Below are 18,062 nucleotides of genomic sequence, written 5' to 3' on the forward strand. Positions count from 1 at the left end.
TACTGGCTCCTTACTATTATCTAATCTGGTTGATAAGGCCGCTCATCTGATCACTCATGGAGATGGAGCGAGCATTAAACTGATAGGCTCGCTGCGTATTAATCATTGCTGTCATCTGCTGACTCAGATCAACGTTCGATCCTTCCAAGCTGCCTGCTTGCAGCTCTGCTTCATCTTGCCCTATTGCTCGGGCGAGTGTTGGGTCAGCCAATGTATACTTGTTATCTCCTGTGTGTGTCAAAACACGAGGATTATCAATGGCTGTGATTGCTAAATTTGCTTCTACAGCATTTACGCCGTTACGGCCTACCACAATCTCTCCGCGGTCATTGATTGTAATACTATCAAAATCAGCTTGCAATGCAATAGGACCTTCGGCACTGTTCACAAAATCTCCATCAGCAGTCGTTAAGGCAACTGTTCCATTATCTTGCGGCTGCAGATAGAAGTTCCCTGCGCGTGTATATAGTTCCTGCCCATCTTCTGCTGTAATTGTGAAAAATTGGTTGTCATTCACAAGTGCAGCATCTAAATTTCGGTCTGTTGTCTGGATGGTACCCATAGTCATAAGCGGGTTGGTGCTGCTTAAATAAGAACCAGCTCCGATGCGGATCCCGTCGCTGGTGGCGCGATTTTGCTCATTCGCTTCGTCAGCGGGCGGATTGTTCATCTGCTGAAAAAGCAAGGAAGAGAAATTCGCATTTTGTGTCTTATAGCCTGTTGTATTCGTGTTCGCCATATTATTGGAGATTACATCCAATTTATTCTGCAGCTGCCCCATTGTGACCGCTGCCTGCGTCATCATTCTGCTCATATTGCTCTTCCTCCCTTACAGCTTCCCAACTTCATTAACTGCTTTTCCTAAGCTCCCATCGTAAGCTGTCATCACTTTTTGGTTCATTTCAAATGTCCGATAAGCCTGCATCATGTCAGCCATTGTTTGCTGCAAGTTAACATTTGATCCTTCCACTGCGCCTTGGACCATATTGTAGGTAACGCCGTCCGTCGCTCGAGCATCTGCCACTTGTGCTTCTTCGCTCGCACTATATACATTTTCTCCTTGCTTGTCCAGCAGGTTGCTATCTTGTACATACGCTAAGCCTAGCTGTATATTACGGCCGTCTGCAAACTGCATCGTTCCATCCGCTGTTAGCTTATACGTTTGATTGTTTGTCTGGATAGCATTGCCTTCTGTATCCAGAACATAGCTGCCTTGGTCGTTTGTCAAAAAGCCTTCTGCATCAATCGTGAAATTACCGTTCCGTGTATACGCTTCTCCTTCAGCTGTTTGTACCGTGAAGAAAATAGAGCCATTGTCATCTGGGACATTGCCATCTACAAGCGCGGCATCTGTACGAATACCAGTCTCCCGTAAATCACCCTGCACGAAATTCGGAATTGTTTCTTGTACGTATACGCCCGAATTGATGCTGCCGATCTCCTTAGATGTGGTGGTGAATCCTGATCCGTTCATAGAAGTCGGTTTACTTTCCATGGACTTCAAAAGCATCTCAGGAAAAGCACGCAGCTGTCCTTGGTCCGCTTTGTATCCATTCGTATTCACATTGGCTAAGTTGTTGGACAGAACTTCTTGCCGGCGCTGCTGGGCAAGCATACCGGATGCTGCTGTATATAATCCTTTTAGCAAAGCGTAAATCCTCCTAGGTTCATTACCATGTTATCTGTTTCTCTTCCCTATATATCGGCTGAATGCTAAACAAATGAAACCCCTTCTGCAAACAGAAGAGGTTAATTTTTAAACTACTTTGCGTTTTTCCAACTTGTCAATGTTCTCCAGCATAATACCAGTACCTTTTGCTACGCAGTCCATTGGTTCTTCCGCTATGAAAACAGGAACCTTCAACTGCTCTGCAAGCAGCTGATCAATGCCGTGCAGCATCGCACCGCCGCCAGTCAAGATAATACCGCGGTCAATAATATCGGCAGACAGCTCAGGAGGTGTCTGTTCCAGTACAGTTCTCGCCGCTTGTACAATCAATGCTACTGATTCACGAAGTGCTTCTTCGATTTCTTCTGAATAGACTGTAATCGTACGCGGAAGACCGCTTACCATGTCACGCCCTCTAATATCAATTGATTCCTGGCGTGAGCCTTGGAAGACAGTTGCAATCTCAATTTTAATATTCTCTGCTGTTCGTTCTCCGATCAGCAGTTTGTATTTTCGTTTGATATATTGCAGGATTTCGGCATCAAACTTATCTCCGGCCATACGGATTGATTGTGCGGTAACAATGTCGCCCATGGATAGGACAGCTACGTCTGTTGTACCGCCGCCAATGTCAACAACCATATTACCGCTTGGCTGGAAGATATCCATTCCCGCGCCAATTGCAGCGATTTTCGGCTCTTCTTCCAAGTATACTTTCTTACCGCCTGATTTTTCCGCTGCTTCTTTGATTGCTTTTTGTTCCACTTTCGTGATGTTTGTCGGGCAGCAGATCAGCATGCGCGGTTTGGAAAGAAAACCTTTTACATTGATCTTGTTGATGAAGTAGCGAAGCATTGCTTCTGTTACATCAAAATCAGCGATTACGCCGTCTTTCAACGGACGAATCGCCTCAATATTGCCAGGTGTTCTGCCTACCATGCGTCGTGCTTCTTCCCCAACTTCCAGTACATTCCCTGTATTCCTGTCCATCGCGACAACGGATGGTTCATTGAGAACGATTCCTTTTCCTTTTACATGTATTAGTACATTTGCCGTACCGAGGTCAATTCCTATATCTCGTGCCAATATCCTCAGATCCTCCCTGTAAGATAGAAACTTTGTCGCATCCGTTCGAGAACATAATGCTACTTAGTATATATTCTAGCATAAAACATGGAGAATAGTAGCAAATTATGAAAGAAAATAAGGATAAAAGTAGCAATGTCAGGAAGAGAATGGATGTTCGCTTTCAGGCTAAAAGTTGGATTTCAAGCAGGTGATTCGGTATTTGTTTCGACACTATATTTCAATTTTGTAGCTTCTCCGCCTCGCAAATGACGAATTGCTTTATGATAATCAAGGATTTCCTTTACTTCGTTTGCAAGATCGGGGTTGATTTCAGGCAGCCTTTCTGTCAGATCCTTATGCACCGTACTTTTAGATACACCAAATTCTTTTGCAATTACACGTACCGTTTTCTTCGTCTCCACAATGTGCTTGCCTATGCGCACCGTGCGCTCTTTAATATAATCATGCACAGCTCATGCCTCCTTAAGTTGACGGTTCTTGATGTTCGTGAGACAAGATGAGAAGCAGACGTGAATCATATATGTACGATTTTATGAGGAGTCTAATGATGATGGCGTGTCCGCGGCGTTGAGCGCTTCACACTCGTTCCCTTCAATCACTTGCATTGGTTTGTAACATCTTATTAGCTGCTTCATTCTTTTATGCCACAAAAAAGACCTTCTCAGCGCGGAGAAGGTCTGCGGTTATCCATATCTTGAATAGCATACATCGGCAAGCGGGAAAAATAGAAGTCTTTATGTCGTCGGATGAATTGATGATAGGAGTCAACAAGAAAATCTTTCTTTTGATAAATGAGGCCGTAGAAGTATTTATAAAATGCAGTCTGTTTTTCAGGTTTCCGGACAGGATACCGTTTTCTTGCACTGCTCGTCTGCCCAAGCTGGAACTCAATATAAGCGAGTGCATACGGATCATCAGTCACGAACCTGTGCGGCAGATCAAAGTGCGCAGCTACAATCGGCAGGACTTGCCTCTCCAGAAGCGGGGCAAGAAATGTAATCTCGTATTGTTTCGCTAACTTACTTCCTTCAGCTAGATGTGAAAAGCTCGCAATTTTGTCATCAAAGAGGAATGTCAATCCCATCTTATAATGCTGCATCGCTCGCTGGCCTGGCAAATATGTATGATCCAGAATATTATTACTGTGCTTCCGGGCTATGATTAATTCGTTTCGCTTCCAATGATATTGGAATAGCAGTTTTTCTAATCGAACCGTCATCATACGCTGCAGCATGTAATCTTTAATATGCAGGATAGTCTCCTGAAGATCGTCGAGATAATGTCCGAGAATATAGTAGTCAGAGCAATAGAAGTGCTGATAAATCTTGCCGATTAATACAAGTGCCTTTGTCTCTGGATAATCAGCACAAACTCGGCTCGTTTGTCGTTCATATTCATCTCCTGGCAGTTTGTATATTTGATACTGAATAATCAACTCGTATAATTGGGCATATGATTTATTGCGCGCATGTAAGGATTGCTTATTTTTGTCAATCAGCAGCTGCAGTTCTTTTTCATAGAAATTCATCCCAAGGTAATCTATTCCCGCCAGCTGAACGTCAGCGGAAGCGGATTGTAAACAAAATCTGGCGGCTAAGTCAGCAGTCTGCTTCACCTCATGACTCGGCGCTACAAGCTGGACAAACGACCACAAGTCTGTTATTCGGCCAGATGCCGCAGATAACTTGCCCAAGTCAATCGCTTCTTTACGTACACTAGATTGATTCAACTTCCTTTTCTCCTCTCACATTTCCCAATATTACCCCCATAAAGTCACTTGACTTCGACTTTTTATTTATGCATGGCACCTTTACATTATTCCATCTTTTCAGATAATTACAACCTCTTTCAAGTTTGATTCGTTCGACAAATTACTGCTTTTCCTATTCATTTTGGAGGGCGGCTTTCTGACTAAGACGCAGCATACTTAGCGACTCCCAGACAATTACCGATCAATTTATCATTGATTAAAAGAATCTTTCTTTAAACAGCAAAAAACCGAACGCCTGTGATTCCTGTTACGGATTCTAGCGGTTCGGTTTTTTCTAATCCATTCATGCTCACTTTAGATCAAGTTTGAGCGGAAGAGCGAGAAGATGTTGCATCTTCTTCTGGCTGTTTCTCGTCATCTTGTTTAGGAGCTTCTTCTTCACCAGCGTCAGGCTTTGGCTCTTCTTCATCTTCAGAAGGTGCTGGCTCTGCATCTGCGTTTTCATCTGCTGGTGCTTCAGCGTCCGTGTTCTCATCTGCTGGTGCTTCAGCATCTGCTTGCTGTTGTTCGGTCTGACCAGCTGTATCTGCTGCATCTTCTTGTACTGCTTCTGATTCAGCTTTTGCTTCTTGAAGCTTGCTTACAGGCTGGTTAAGGAATGTTTCTGGGTTCACGGCTGTTTCTCCGTTACGCACTTCAAAGTGTACATGCGTTGCTTTGTCTTTAGCAAACAAGCTTTGTCCAGCTGCTGCTAATACATCGCCTTGCTTCACTTCTTGACCTGCTTCAACTTTTACATCTTCCAAGCTAGCATAATATGTTGTAACACCATTTTTATGCTCTAGCTGCACAACATTGCCATGCAAAGCGTCTTCTTTTACTTCTGTGACAGTCCCGCTTAATGCTGCGAGGACTTCAAACGAACCGCCATCTGCTGCAGCGTAATCCACTCCGGTGCTTTGATAGTATTTGTTGTCGTAGAGTACGAGTGCATTCTCTTGGGATTCGCTGTCTGCGTTGTGGTCATAGAACTTCGTTACGACTGTTGCTTCTGCATCTTCTGCTACAGGTGACTTCACAACTTCATCCTGTTCTGTTACAGGAGTTGCTTCCTCATTACTATCAAAAGATAGAGAGTCGAAGATACCTTTGTCTTCTTCTGCCTGATCGGCGTCATTCGTGCCGCTTTGATACCACAATACCGCGGTTAGAAGCAAAGCGGAAATACCAAGATACAATGCTGGGAAAAACCATTTTTTACGGAAAAGACGTTTCCATTTGGATTTTGAAACGTTATTTTTTTCCTTCATAGATCATCACCTCTGCAACCATTGTGGTCACAAAGCTAGATTCCTATACCTTGTACGCAGAAAAAATTTCCAATACTTATTTAGATACTAATTTCGCCCCATCTGCCGGCAGTTTACTAATCTCCGTATCCGTATAATAGTATGTCAGGATATCTTGATAAGACTTGCCCTCGTCTGCCATGCCGTTTGCACCATATTGACTCATCCCAACTCCATGACCATATCCTTTTGTTTCAAAAATAAGATGACCATCTTTCATTGCTATAGTGAAATCTGTCGATTTGAGTCCTAGCTTTTGCCGGATGTCTCGGCCAGTAAACTGCTTGCCGCCAATTTCCGCTTCCGCAACGCGCTGGCTGTCCGTACGCTTTATGTTACCTGGCGGCTCATTTGGATTGATTTTAATACCTAGCAGTTTTTCTGCTTCTGCTATTTCAAAAACCTTTTGATCAGCAAATTTGGGAGATTGCTTATCCCATGGACTTTCGACTGATTTTAAATACGGCAGCGCATTCTCCCAATAGTCTTCTGCATTTTCGGTGTAGCCATTACTCGTAGAGAAAAAAGATGGGGTGATTGGCTCCCCTTGATAGGTAAGTATCTCTCCGCTAGTCGCTTCTACCGCTTTGGTCAGCTTCTTCATTTTCTTCTCGTATTCTTTGCCCCATGTCTGCCTGAGCTCTTCTTCATTCTTATATACTTGATGACTGACTGTGTCAGATACTTCGATCGCTTCCGGTTCTTCAGCCTGATGATCTTCCATATAACGTACAACAAAGGTTCGCGCTGCAACTGCTTGTGCTTTGAGTGCTTCGAGTTCGAAATCAGCCGGCATTTCAGATGCCACAACGCGCGTTACATAGGTTTCCAAAGGTACGGTTTCAACCGTATTGCTCGCTGTTCGGCTCACCTCGACTGCCACGTTAGCTGTTTCTTTCACTTGTTTTTCTTGTTCCATTGCTGTCGCCGTCCTCTCACTGCCGCCAGGGTCTATAAATGGTACTACAATTAACGTAGGGAGTGCCACAATGACAGCAAACAAACAGGCTAGTAGCATGCTGATGAGTATATGTGACTTCAGGCGGCGTTTCGATCTGCTTTTTTTGGACATAGAGGACCTCCTTCTCTGACTGGTCTACTCTTTACTCTATGTAACTGACAGGGATTGCTAGAACAATTGCGCCTAAAAAAATAGAGCGCACGATGCACTCTATCAGCTCCAATATCTTCTAACCGCGCAAAGCTCGGTTTCATATACCGTACCTGCCAAGTTCAGCACTTCAATTCGCCTGCCTGTCTTCGGTGCATGCAGCATCTGCCCATTACCATAATAAAAGCCAACATGATGCACACGGCCTTTGCCTTTCTCATAAGCAAAAAATAATAAGTCGCCAGGCTCTGCTTGATTCAAAGGAATAAAACTGCCTTGCAAGCATTGTGCACTTGCATCACGCGGAATAGTATAGCCGCCAGCAAGATGCATATTGTAGGTGAACCCTGAGCAATCATAGCCCCAGCTGCTCATACCGCCCCATAAGTAATCCAACCCTAAAAATTGCTCTCCATACTTGAGCAAACCCTTTCCGCTGGCAGCCCGTTGTATCCAAAAGCTGCTCGCTGATTTCGGGATAATTCCTGGACCATATGGGGTTAAAACTTTATAAGCCAATGGCGTATCTTCTATATAAGGCAATCTGGTCAAAAAGCTGAGCGGGACGATTTCACGTCTTTCTTGTAAGAATAGATTCGTCTGCTTCGCACGCACCTCAATCTGCTGTTCTGTTTGCGGAAGCGGTGAAGCGAGCTGATGTACTGGTATCCAGCCAGGATAGCCGTTTGCATCTTTTGGTGTTGCTTGAGACGGAACGACCACTTTCACCCAGCTTTCTCTTCGCTCCACTTGCCATACTGATGTTCCGAAAAGAAGTTGTGATTGAACCAGATTATTCTCATGCAGCTCTAAACGGTCTGTATGTGAAAGTTGATGCACCCATGCTGCTGGATCAGCAGGATTGGCAAGAATGGAAGCATCTACTTGTCTGGGAGCGGCCGGATTTGTCCACAGATTAGCGACAGCTGCTGCCACGGTATATGCTTTCATGTTCCCATCTCCGCCGGTGCATCTACAGCTGTAATACCAAGTCCTGGTGTATCGTTAAGTATCAGCTTGCTTCCTTCATACTGCACACCACCTGTTACGATATCCTTCTGCAGCATGAGCGGAGCATCAAAATCGACGCGCGTGATATGCAGCTGACTGGCAGCCAGGTGAGCGGCCGCGCTAATGCCGATACGAGATTCAATCATACAGCCAACCATACATTCCACGCCGTATGTCCGGGCGATGCGGGCGATGTCTAAGCTCGGCTGCAGACCGCCTGCTTTCATTAACTTGATGTTTAGCAAGTCAACTGCCCGCATTTCCAGTAAGGTGCATGCATCTTGGGGAGAAAACAAACTTTCATCTGCCATAATCGGCGTTTGCACATGCTGGGTCACATATTGTAAACCGCGCAGGTCTGCCGCTTGGACGGGCTGTTCTACTAGTTCGATATCCAATCCGATCTCTTCCATCCGGCTGATCGCGCGGACAGCCGTTTTGCTTTCCCAGCCTTGATTGGCATCCAGCCGCAGTACGACGTCTTTTCCTACTGTTTTCCGTATGGCTTGGAGCCGCTTAATATCCGTATCTATATTGTCTTTGCCTACTTTTACCTTTAAGGTACGAAATCCTTCTTTCACATACGCTGCTGCGTCTTCAGCCATTTCTGTCGGCTCGTTAACACTCACTGTGTAATCTGTCTCCAGCGTCTGACGTGCTCCGCCAAGCAGCTGAAAAAGCGGTATCCCGCTATATTGGGCAATGCAATCATGCAGTGCCATATCGACTGCTGCTTTTGCATTTGTATTGCCGACGATGCAAGACTGCAGTTTTCCAAACAATATGTCACGCTCCAATAGTGACATGCCGATTAAGCCTGGCTTGATAACCGCTTCAATGCTGTAACGAATACTTGCCAAGCTGTCACCGGTAATAACATGCGTTGGCGGAGCCTCCCCCCAGCCGACAATCCCGTCATCTGTCGTTACCTTTACAACAATTGCTTCTGCTTCCGTCACAGTGCGGAGTGCTGTCTTAAACGGTTTCTTTAGCGGAACACGCGTCTGAAACAAGTTAATTTGCGCTACTTTCACACTGATACTCCTGCCGTTACACGCAATACTTTTGCTTCGGTATCCATTGTTGCTTCTGTTCCAAGCGGAACCGTAATATTCGGGTTGCAATGGCCAATACGGAATCCTTTCATAACCGGCTTTTGCAATTCGGTTAAATAATCAACAAACACTTGATCATAAGAAAGTAAATTCTCCGGGTCTTCCGGGATGCTAGTTGTAAAATCACCAATGATAACACCATTGGCACTCTCTAGCTTGCCTGCCTGCTTCAATTGATTGAGCATGCTGTCGACTCGATAAGGCGGCTCCTCAATATCCTCTAATAGAAGCAGCTTTCCGGCTGTGTCAATTTCGTCCGGCGTACCGAGTGTACTCACCAGCAAAGACAAGTTGCCGCCAACCAGAGGCCCAGCAGCATTGCCATGGACAATCGCTTCTAGCGGAGAAATAGCTGACGTATACACAACATCTGTTGGAGTGAAAAACTGCTGCAGCAAATCATAACTTAGCTTGGCGAAATCAGATTCGCCCATGTCAGAAGCAACCATTGGTCCGTGGAAAGTAACCAGCCCAGTGCGCTGCCGGATGCTCGTATGTAAATACGTAATATCGCTGTATCCGAGCAGCACTTTCGGCTTTTGTTTGATAAGTTGATAGTCTACCAAGTCGGTAATTCTTCCGCTTCCATATCCGCCGCGAGCGCAAATAATACCTTTTACCTCATCATCTTGGAACATCCGATTCAGGTCAGCTGCTCGATCCGCATCACTGCCGGCCAGATAACCATACTTGTCATACACATGTTTTCCCAGCTTAATAGTTAGACCAAGTGATTCCACTATTTCAATCCCTCGTAATAGTTCCTCTTGTTTAACAGGGCCCGCAGGAGCAACTATCCCAATCGTATCTCCTTTTTTCCATGCAGACGGCTTCATGCGCGCATCTCCTCCTTCATTTATATGTATGGGGTGGCAAACGGAAAAGAAGTGATTTTCACCACTTCTTCCGCGTCTGCCCTATTCGATATCCGCCCATTTCAACTCTAAATAACCGACCGGGTGCATGACGATATTTTTCACATTTGGTTTTTGCAGGTACACATGCTGGTAGAAATGCAATGGTATAATCGGCATTTCATCCATCAAAATCTTTTCTGCTTCCATTAGCATGTCAAAGCGCTTCGCCTCATCACTCTCTGTTTTTGAATCTGCAATTAACTTATCATACTGTTCGTTGGACCAGCCCGTACGGTTTGAAGAAGACTCGGTCGTGAAGCTTTCCAGGAAGTTAACAGGATCTCCGTAATCCGCTAAGAAAGAACCGCGGAATAGCTGATACACAAGCTTAGTCTGCTCTTCACTAAACACACTCGATTCAACAGTCTGCAGCTCCACATCGACATCCAAATTGTCTGACAGCATACTCTGAATCCCTTCAGCCAAGCGTTCATTCTCTGTATTTGTTCCGTACGTTAAGGTGACGGCCGGCAGCTCATCCCAGCCTTCTTCTTCCATTCCTTCTGCAAGCAGCTTTTTCGCTTCATCCGGGTCATCTTGAATTAAGTCGCCATTTTCTTCACGAAAATCGCCGCCGCTTGGTGTCTCGAAGCCATACGGTACGAACCCGCGTGCCGGCTGTTCCCCAATACCGCGGATAAACTCCGCAATATCATTACGGTTCATTGCCATCGCAAACGCTTTGCGAATCTTTTCATTGGTGAATGGCTCTTTTTGAACGTTGAATCGAAGGAATTGGTCGCCCGCCTGTACCTCGGTTACCAACTCCTCGCTACCCATCAAATCCTTGGCGTTGTCAGCTGGAATAGACGAACGATCCAAGTCGCCGCTTTGATACATTTGATATTCCGTGTTTGTATCGGCTACCATTGCCCAATTCACTTGATCGAGTTTTACCGTGTCTGCATCCCAGTATTCTGGATTTTTTGCCATGATAAGCTCTTTGTCATGCGACCAGCTGTCTATTTTAAAAGGTCCGTTGCTCACATAGCTTTCCGCTTCAGCAAACCATTCTGGATTCTCCTCTGCCACCTTTTCATTAACCGGGAAGAACGCCGGATTGGTGAGCAAGTTTAGGAAATAGCCAGTCGGTGCAGTCAGCGTTACTTCAAATGTCTTGTCGTCCACCGCCTTGATGGCAACATCATCAGCACGACCTTCTCCGCTGTTATATGCTTCTGCTCCTTCAATAACATACGCTAAAAATGCAGGCTGATAAGCTTGCTCCGGATCGAGCATATGTTTCCATGCATACACGAAGTCATCTGCTGTTACACTGTCGCCATTGGACCATTTGGCATCGTCACGCAAATGGAATGTATACACTTTGCCGTCTTCACTAATATCCCAGTTTTCCGCCATGGCCGCCTGCGGCTGATGATTTTCATCCAGACGGGTCAGACCTTCCATTAAGTTGTTCACCATGACCCAAGAAACACTATCGAAACCTTCTGGAGGATCAAGGGAAGTAGGTTCCTGCCCATTGTTGAGACGCAATACCTTCTTATCCTCTTCATCTCCTTCGCCGCCGCTTCCGCCAGCATTGTTATTCGCGGTACAAGCAGTAAGCAGAAGAACACATGCTGCCAAGCAAGCAATAATAGCCATTTTCCAGTTTCTTTTCATCATTTCTCCCCCTTTAGCGTTTCATCAGATTGACTGCTTTAGTTGCTCGTGCATCCTGCAGCCAGCATTCCACTTGATGTGATGCTGACAAATTGGTTGCAGACGGATACACGTTCGCGCACACTTGCATCGCATGGGCGCATCGAGCAGTAAATGGACAGCCTTGTGGCGGTGCAAACAAATCTGGCGGTGTACCATCAATCGGCTGGAGCACCGCTTCTTGCATATCAAGACGCGGGACAGAATGCAATAAGCCAATTGTGTACGGATGCTGCGGATTATAGAAAATAGCATCTTTGTCGCCGGTTTCTACAATTTTGCCGCCATACATAACAGCAACTCGATCCGCTACTCGAGCTACAACCCCTAAATCATGTGTCACAAGAATAATCGATACACCTGTTTTCTCCTGAATCTCACTGAACAACTCCATAATTTGCGCTTGGATAGTTACATCAAGAGCTGTTGTCGGTTCATCTGCAATTAAAAGATCTGGTTCACAAATAAGTGCCATTGCAATCACAATACGCTGCCGCATCCCGCCGCTGAACTGATGCGGATACTGTTTGAATCTGCTTTCCGGTTCAGCTATCCCTACGAGACGGAGCATATCTATCGCTTTTTGCTTGGCGCTATCGGTGTTTATCGACGTATGCTGTTTTAGCCCTTCCGTCAGCTGATCACCAACCGTTAATGTCGGGTTAAGTGCTGTCATCGGATCTTGGAAAATCATCGAGATGTCTACACCGCGTATCGCACGCATCTCCTTCTTGGACGTCTGGACTAAATCTCTGCCTTTGAATTGGATAGAGCCTTTGACAATCTTCCCGGGCGGTGACGGTATCAACTGCATGATACTATTACTCGTTACACTCTTTCCGCTGCCAGATTCTCCGACGATGGCAAGTGTTTCTCCTTTGTTCAAGTATAGACTCACACCACGGACAGCCTGTACGGTTCCACCGTATGTTGTGAAGTGTACATGCAGATCATCAATTTCAAGTATCTTTTCCATTTCGTCACCTCCTCAGCTTTGGATCGAATGCATCCCGCAAGCCATCGCCAAGCACATTGAAAGCAAACATCGTCAAGCTGATGAATAGCGCCGGGAAAAACAACAGCCACCAATCTCCAGAAAGAATAGCAGACAAGCCATCATTAGCCATGGATCCCCAACTAGCATTCGGCGCTTGGATTCCAAGTCCTAAGAAGCTGAGGAAGGCTTCCGCAAAAATGGCGGACGGAACAGTCAATGTAATTTGTACGATAATCGGTCCCATTGTATTCGGCAGAAGATTTCTTCGGATGATTCGAGCAGTACTAGCTCCAAGTGTTTTGGAAGCAAGCACATATTCATAATTTCGCAGCTGCATCACCTGACCGCGCACGATTCTGGCCATTCCAATCCAGCCAGTAATTGTTAAAGCAATAATAATCGTAAACAAGCTCGGCCCCATTACAACGAGCAATAAAATAACAACGAGCAGATGCGGAAGTCCGTAAAGCACCTCAATAATGCGCATCATCATACTGTCGATACGGCCGCCCTTGTAGCCTGCAATGCCGCCATAGATAATACCAATAAAGAAATCGATTAATGCGGCCGCTATACCCACAAACAACGACACACGCGCACCATGCCATAAGCGGGTAAACACATCGCGACCTAAATTGTCAGTACCGAACCAATGTGCAGCTGTAGGTGCCAAGTTTTGATTTCGCAAAGCACCTTCTGAAATGGAATATGGCGAAAGAATTGGCGCAAAGATTGCCGCCAAGATTAATACGACTAAAAAGAACAGACCCGTTACAGCGAGCCGATTTCTCTTCAGACGAATCCAGGCATCTTTATAGAAAGACAGACTAGGTCGAGAAACTTCTTCCGCCTTGCTTAAATCCTTGTCAATTGGCTGAAACCATTCATCGGGTATTTGCTGTACTGCTGTATTGATTGGACGATTGGAATGTTCCATTGTTAGCTGCCTCCTTTCTTATGCAGCTTAATACGCGGATCGAGGATGCTGTAAACGACATCAACTAAGAACAGCATAAAAATAAGAAAGGCACTGTAAAAGACGGTTGTACCCATAATGACCGGATAATCGCGGTTATTAATGCTTTCAACGAAGTATTTTCCCATTCCTGGTATCGCAAAAATGCGCTCAATCACAAATGTACCGGTTAAAATTGCCGCCACAAGCGTTCCCAATATTGTTACAACAGGCATCAATGCATTCCGCAGTGCATGCTTGATAACAATTTTTACTGGTGAAAGTCCTTTGGCACGGGCTGTTTTGATATAGTCCTGTGATAATACTTCCAGCATGCTGGACCTTGTCAGTCTGGCAATGATGGCGGTAGGACCAGTAGCCAGCGCGATGATTGGCATGATCATATGCATTGGTGAAGACCACGTTGCGGCGGGCAATAACTGCAAATTAACAGCGAGCTGCTGAATTAATAAGGTAGCCAAAATAAAGTTGGGCACCGAGATACCAAGCACTGCTAGTGTCATTGCTATATAATCAATAATGCCATTATGCTTTAGTGCTGCCAGCACACCTAACGTGATGCCAGATAAAAGGGCAATCGTAATTGTCCACATACCAAGCTCAGCTGATATTGGAAACCCTCTGCTCAGCAGATCATTCACTGTTTCAGTTGGCTGTTTAATGGACGGTCCAAAGTCAAACGTCACCAACGATTTGAGCCAAATTCCATATTGCGTAAGCATTGGTTCATCTAAATGATAATGTGCGTTCAAGTTTTCCTGGACAGCTTCGCTCGTACTTCGGTCTTGCGTTGTAAACGGATTACCAGGTATGCTGTGCATCAAGATGAAGGTCAAAGTCGCGATTACAAAAATGGTTGCAACCATAATCAGAAATCGGCGAATCAGATAAATCGCCATAAGCTCCTCACTCCTAACGGAAGATCGTATGCAGCGAGCGCCAATCTGGTTAAAGCACGCGTGCCGCTTTGTAGATTTCTTTTTCGATTAAAAGTTGTACGTTACATCTCAGAAGGGTCTGGAACCCGCTTTCCAGATTTAAAGTGCTTTGAGCGGCAAAATATGAAAAAATCTTGTCCCTCCGCACTCTTTGGAAGCGTTTACACTAATCTTTATTAGTAAATAAGCCTCTTCATGTAACTTTGTCATCAACAGGTTATCCTTCTCGGTCTGCAAATCTGTTTCTACTGCTAATTATGCATCCAACATGAATCGCCCAGCTTGCTCCCTGCAACCGTATGTATAATCTAATAAGACAGGGTTGCTTGGCATGTTTTCCGTATATCCTCCTTTCGCTAAGGCTACATTATTTAATGAATTTTCTAATTATTATAGCACAGCCTATTTAGGTGCGGAAGGCAGATTCAGATATTGTACGGAAGGTTATCTTACAAAAGCAAAAAAAAATAAGCCCCTTTTTCAAGAGACTTATTCCTATTTTACGCTTTAGTATGTTGTTTCCTCTACAGCAGCTGCTGCTTCTTCGAAAACTTCATCATTCACGCGTTCAATTTCCGCACCTAGCAAAGCGAGTTTACCGTGGAAATCAACGTATCCGCGATCCAAGTGCTTAAGTTCCGTTACGCGCGTATAACCATCGGATATCAAACCGGCTAGAATGAGCGCTGCTCCAGCTCGGAGGTCCGTTGCGGCAACTTCAGCACCTTGCAAATCTGTTGGACCTTCCATAATAACGCTGCGGCCTTCAATCTTAATATTCGCATTCATCCGGCGGAATTCTTCCACGTGCATGAAACGATTCTCAAACACAGTCTCCGTAATGATGCTAGTGCCTTCTGCACATAACATCAATGCCATCATCTGTGATTGCATATCAGTTGGGAATCCTGGGTGTGGTAATGTTTTAACATCCGTTGCTGTTAATTTATCAGGACCGATGACATGAATACCATTCGCTTTCTCTTTAATGGATACACCCATCTCTTCCATCTTGGCAGCAAGCGCACTTACATGCTCCAACTCCACGCCTTCAATCAGGACGTCACCTTTTGTGATTGCTGCTGCAACCATGAATGTTCCCGCTTCGATACGGTCGCCAATCATTGTATGCTCAGCACCAACTAATTCTTCGACACCCTCAATCCGAATTGTTTCTGTACCGGCTCCGACGATTTTGGCACCCATTTTATTCAAGTAGTTAGCCAAATCGACAATCTCCGGTTCTTTCGCACAATTCTCTAAAACCGTTGTTCCTTCAGCCAATGCGGCAGCCATAATAATGTTCTCTGTCGCACCGACACTTGGTACATCCAAATAAACTTTCGCACCTTGCAAGCGGCCTTCTGTACGCAATTCTACATAGCCATTTCCTACTTGCACCTTAGCTCCCATCGCTTCGAACCCTTTCAGGTGCTGATCGATAGGTCTGGATCCAATTGCACATCCGCCTGGCAATGCAACTTTCGCATGACCGAAACGAGCTAGCAATGGTCCGAGTACCAATACAGATGCACGCATCTTCCGAACATACTCGAAAGGCGCTTCTGTCGTCATTGGCTTCGCTGCATCAACAGTGATTGTACCTTCGCTGAAATTAACCTCAGCATTCATGCTGCGCAGTACTTCATTAATCGTATAAACATCGGCTAAAGCCGGTACATTATGAATAACACTTTTCCCTCTACTTGCAACTATACTTGCTGCGATGACAGGCAGTACGGCATTTTTCGCACCTTCGACCTTGACAGATCCCTTCAGCTGCCTTCCACCACGGACGATGATTTTTTCCAAGTTTCATTCTCCTCCGCGTCCAATTTCACTATATTAATATTCAGTCGTTATGATAGGCGTTCCTACAGTTACTGTTGATTGCCCATTCCCTTCATGTAATGCAAGCTGAACATTCATGTTGTCAGCTAAGGAATGGCTTGCTTTCAATTGTGTTGTATACCCTGTTGTAGTCGTGTAAACGTTATCTTCCGTATTCGTGAGTTGTTGAACATCTAATTTTTTCATGACATTCTGAAACAAAATATCCTCGCTTATTTTATCACCGAAACCCGCTTTCAGACAAGCGAATTTTTTTGCACTACTCGTGAAATATCGAGATTCTGCCTCAGCCGTCAAGTCTTGGACAAATGCTTGTGCTTTATCCGTCCATTCTGAACCGGAAACAGTATAAACGATTTCCGCTTGATACGCCTTATCAGTCGGTACTACTAGCAATATACGTTCGACAGCAGCAAATTGTTTATGGGGGGTATGTACCACAAATTTTGCGGCATTTTCCGAAATTTCCTTGGAAATATGTCCATGTGTCTCCAAACTTGTCAAAACTTCTTGTATTTCGTGCTGTGAAACAGCTTCCCGTATCGTAACCTCATACTGAAGCAGGTCCGCTCCCTCGCTTTTCAAAACATCGTACATCCGGTCAACATCTTCTGTCACTTGAACTGCTTCTGCTGCATATGACTCTATACCATAACCGATAAGCATACATATAATTACGATTAATGCGAGATAATGTTTCATTTTTGTTTCTCCCCTGTCCCTGTCATGATAGGAACAGTATGAACACTAAATCGGTTACATATACAGAGTCTGGTAGATTACTAGAATAAATACTAGTGCTTCTTCATCCATCCTGCTAGAACAAGTACTGAAGCTGCTTCGTCCAGCTTACTAGTTGAAGAAATACATTGCTGACAGTTGTACCAATAACAATAGTCAAAAAGATGATTAACATTCTTGCTTCAAATACTTTTCCTTTTTTAATTAATGCGTCTACATTGACCCCCATCAATATACGCCATGTAAGTGCCATAAAAGCAATGTGGGAAGCAATCCCAAGCATCGCATCTTGGCCTAATACAGCAAACATATGCTACACTCCTTAGCGGATAAGCAGATACATGCTGACTTTCTTGTCACATAATACCTAGTTATCCTTATTTCCGTACTATTAAACACGTTTCATCAAATTATACCGGTAATCATGCTGATTCGCTATGATTATTGCCCAGGAAATAGATTCTAGAAAAAAAAACAGCACTCCTTGTCGGAATGCTGTTTTTCATTATCGGGAATGTGACGCGACATCAAGTCGGTTGATTGCCCGGTTAAGCGCCTGTTCAGCGCGGATTTGGTCTAAGTTAGCCTGCTTATCCTGCAGACGTTTCTCAGCGCGTTTCTTCGCCTGTTCTGCACGGTCCACATCAATATCAGCTGCGCTTTCGGCAGTCTGAGCAAGAATTGTGATCCTGTCTGGACGGACTTCAAGGAATCCGCCGCTTACAGCAACATAATCCGTGCGGCCTTGGATCTGTAGACGAACCGAACTAACCTTCAATGGCGCTACAAGCGGAATATGTCCTGGCAAAATACCAAGTTCACCATTCTCCGCTGTACAGCTAACCATTTCATAGTCTGCTTCCAGAACAGGGCCATCAGGAGTAACAATACTGGTTGTTACGGTACTCATCCGGAGCCCCTC

Annotated in this window: 18 protein-coding genes; all 18 read right to left on the minus strand. The window is 45.0% G+C overall.

Going from position 1 to position 18,062, the window contains the following annotated elements; genetic code table 11:
* Window positions 1-16 precede the first annotated feature (16 nt).
* Window positions 17-814, minus strand: a complete 798-nt coding sequence (locus KS242_RS14215) for a flagellar hook-basal body protein (protein ID WP_217321933.1) — start codon at window positions 812-814, stop codon at window positions 17-19.
* A gap of 15 nt (window positions 815-829) precedes the next feature.
* Window positions 830-1,648, minus strand: a complete 819-nt coding sequence (locus KS242_RS14220) for a flagellar hook-basal body protein (protein ID WP_217321934.1) — start codon at window positions 1,646-1,648, stop codon at window positions 830-832.
* A 108-nt stretch (window positions 1,649-1,756) separates the two neighbouring features.
* Window positions 1,757-2,758, minus strand: a complete 1,002-nt coding sequence (locus KS242_RS14225) for a rod shape-determining protein (protein ID WP_217324176.1) — start codon at window positions 2,756-2,758, stop codon at window positions 1,757-1,759.
* Window positions 2,759-2,937: 179 nt separating this feature from the next.
* A complete protein-coding gene (gene spoIIID / locus KS242_RS14230) occupies window positions 2,938-3,207 on the minus strand; it encodes a sporulation transcriptional regulator SpoIIID (protein WP_077307162.1) in 270 nt (89 codons plus the stop codon).
* Window positions 3,208-3,419: 212 nt separating this feature from the next.
* Window positions 3,420-4,487 (minus strand): AimR family lysis-lysogeny pheromone receptor, encoded by a 1,068-nt coding sequence (locus KS242_RS14235; protein ID WP_217321935.1) that lies wholly within the window; start codon window positions 4,485-4,487, stop codon window positions 3,420-3,422.
* A 341-nt stretch (window positions 4,488-4,828) separates the two neighbouring features.
* Window positions 4,829-5,779, minus strand: coding sequence for a stage II sporulation protein SpoIIQ (locus KS242_RS14240; protein WP_217321936.1), 951 nt, complete (start codon window positions 5,777-5,779; stop codon window positions 4,829-4,831).
* Window positions 5,780-5,855: 76 nt separating this feature from the next.
* Window positions 5,856-6,890, minus strand: coding sequence for a stage II sporulation protein D (spoIID, locus tag KS242_RS14245; RefSeq protein WP_217321937.1), 1,035 nt, complete (start codon window positions 6,888-6,890; stop codon window positions 5,856-5,858).
* A gap of 102 nt (window positions 6,891-6,992) precedes the next feature.
* A complete protein-coding gene (locus KS242_RS14250) occupies window positions 6,993-7,880 on the minus strand; it encodes a C40 family peptidase (protein ID WP_217321938.1) in 888 nt (295 codons plus the stop codon).
* The gene (locus tag KS242_RS14255; protein WP_217321939.1) at window positions 7,877-8,974 is read right to left on the minus strand and encodes a mandelate racemase/muconate lactonizing enzyme family protein; all 1,098 of its coding nucleotides are present in this window, start codon (window positions 8,972-8,974) and stop codon (window positions 7,877-7,879) included. Before KS242_RS14255 ends, KS242_RS14250 begins: the two co-directional genes overlap by 4 nt.
* Complete coding sequence (locus tag KS242_RS14260; RefSeq protein WP_217321940.1) at window positions 8,971-9,891, minus strand: S66 peptidase family protein; 921 nt, start codon at window positions 9,889-9,891, stop codon at window positions 8,971-8,973. Before KS242_RS14260 ends, KS242_RS14255 begins: the two co-directional genes overlap by 4 nt.
* A gap of 81 nt (window positions 9,892-9,972) precedes the next feature.
* On the minus strand, window positions 9,973-11,598 hold the full coding sequence (locus KS242_RS14265) for a peptide ABC transporter substrate-binding protein (RefSeq protein WP_217321941.1): 1,626 nt from the start codon (window positions 11,596-11,598) through the stop codon (window positions 9,973-9,975).
* Window positions 11,599-11,611: 13 nt separating this feature from the next.
* Entirely contained in the window at window positions 11,612-12,613 is a 1,002-nt protein-coding gene (locus tag KS242_RS14270) for an ABC transporter ATP-binding protein (RefSeq protein ID WP_217321942.1), read from the minus strand.
* Window positions 12,614-12,617: 4 nt separating this feature from the next.
* The gene (locus KS242_RS14275) at window positions 12,618-13,571 is read right to left on the minus strand and encodes an ABC transporter permease (protein WP_217321943.1); all 954 of its coding nucleotides are present in this window, start codon (window positions 13,569-13,571) and stop codon (window positions 12,618-12,620) included.
* A gap of 2 nt (window positions 13,572-13,573) precedes the next feature.
* The gene (locus KS242_RS14280; RefSeq protein ID WP_217321944.1) at window positions 13,574-14,509 is read right to left on the minus strand and encodes an ABC transporter permease; all 936 of its coding nucleotides are present in this window, start codon (window positions 14,507-14,509) and stop codon (window positions 13,574-13,576) included.
* Between the two features lie 546 nt (window positions 14,510-15,055).
* Complete coding sequence (gene murA, locus KS242_RS14285; RefSeq protein ID WP_217321945.1) at window positions 15,056-16,360, minus strand: UDP-N-acetylglucosamine 1-carboxyvinyltransferase; 1,305 nt, start codon at window positions 16,358-16,360, stop codon at window positions 15,056-15,058.
* A 33-nt stretch (window positions 16,361-16,393) separates the two neighbouring features.
* Entirely contained in the window at window positions 16,394-17,101 is a 708-nt protein-coding gene (locus tag KS242_RS14290) for a YwmB family TATA-box binding protein (protein ID WP_217321946.1), read from the minus strand.
* A 115-nt stretch (window positions 17,102-17,216) separates the two neighbouring features.
* The gene (locus KS242_RS14295) at window positions 17,217-17,450 is read right to left on the minus strand and encodes a DUF1146 family protein (protein ID WP_077307136.1); all 234 of its coding nucleotides are present in this window, start codon (window positions 17,448-17,450) and stop codon (window positions 17,217-17,219) included.
* Window positions 17,451-17,645: 195 nt separating this feature from the next.
* Window positions 17,646-18,050 (minus strand): F0F1 ATP synthase subunit epsilon, encoded by a 405-nt coding sequence (locus tag KS242_RS14300; protein ID WP_217321947.1) that lies wholly within the window; start codon window positions 18,048-18,050, stop codon window positions 17,646-17,648.
* Window positions 18,051-18,062: the final 12 nt, after the last annotated feature.

This window comes from Terribacillus sp. DMT04 (assembly GCF_019056395.1).
Taxonomy (GTDB): Bacteria; Bacillota; Bacilli; order Bacillales; family Amphibacillaceae; genus Terribacillus; species Terribacillus aidingensis_A.

Coding starts and splice junctions, on each gene's coding strand:
- KS242_RS14215 (WP_217321933.1), bottom strand. CDS start 814: ATGAGCAGAATGATGACGCAGGCAGCGGTCACAATGGGGCAGCTGCAG.
- KS242_RS14240 (WP_217321936.1), bottom strand. CDS start 5,779: ATGAAGGAAAAAAATAACGTTTCAAAATCCAAATGGAAACGTCTTTTC.
- spoIID (WP_217321937.1), bottom strand. CDS start 6,890: ATGTCCAAAAAAAGCAGATCGAAACGCCGCCTGAAGTCACATATACTC.
- KS242_RS14250 (WP_217321938.1), bottom strand. CDS start 7,880: ATGAAAGCATATACCGTGGCAGCAGCTGTCGCTAATCTGTGGACAAAT.
- KS242_RS14260 (WP_217321940.1), bottom strand. CDS start 9,891: ATGAAGCCGTCTGCATGGAAAAAAGGAGATACGATTGGGATAGTTGCT.
- KS242_RS14265 (WP_217321941.1), bottom strand. CDS start 11,598: ATGAAAAGAAACTGGAAAATGGCTATTATTGCTTGCTTGGCAGCATGT.
- KS242_RS14270 (WP_217321942.1), bottom strand. CDS start 12,613: ATGGAAAAGATACTTGAAATTGATGATCTGCATGTACACTTCACAACA.
- KS242_RS14275 (WP_217321943.1), bottom strand. CDS start 13,571: ATGGAACATTCCAATCGTCCAATCAATACAGCAGTACAGCAAATACCC.
- KS242_RS14280 (WP_217321944.1), bottom strand. CDS start 14,509: ATGGCGATTTATCTGATTCGCCGATTTCTGATTATGGTTGCAACCATT.
- KS242_RS14290 (WP_217321946.1), bottom strand. CDS start 17,101: ATGAAACATTATCTCGCATTAATCGTAATTATATGTATGCTTATCGGT.
- KS242_RS14295 (WP_077307136.1), bottom strand. CDS start 17,450: ATGTTTGCTGTATTAGGCCAAGATGCGATGCTTGGGATTGCTTCCCAC.
- KS242_RS14300 (WP_217321947.1), bottom strand. CDS start 18,050: ATGAGTACCGTAACAACCAGTATTGTTACTCCTGATGGCCCTGTTCTG.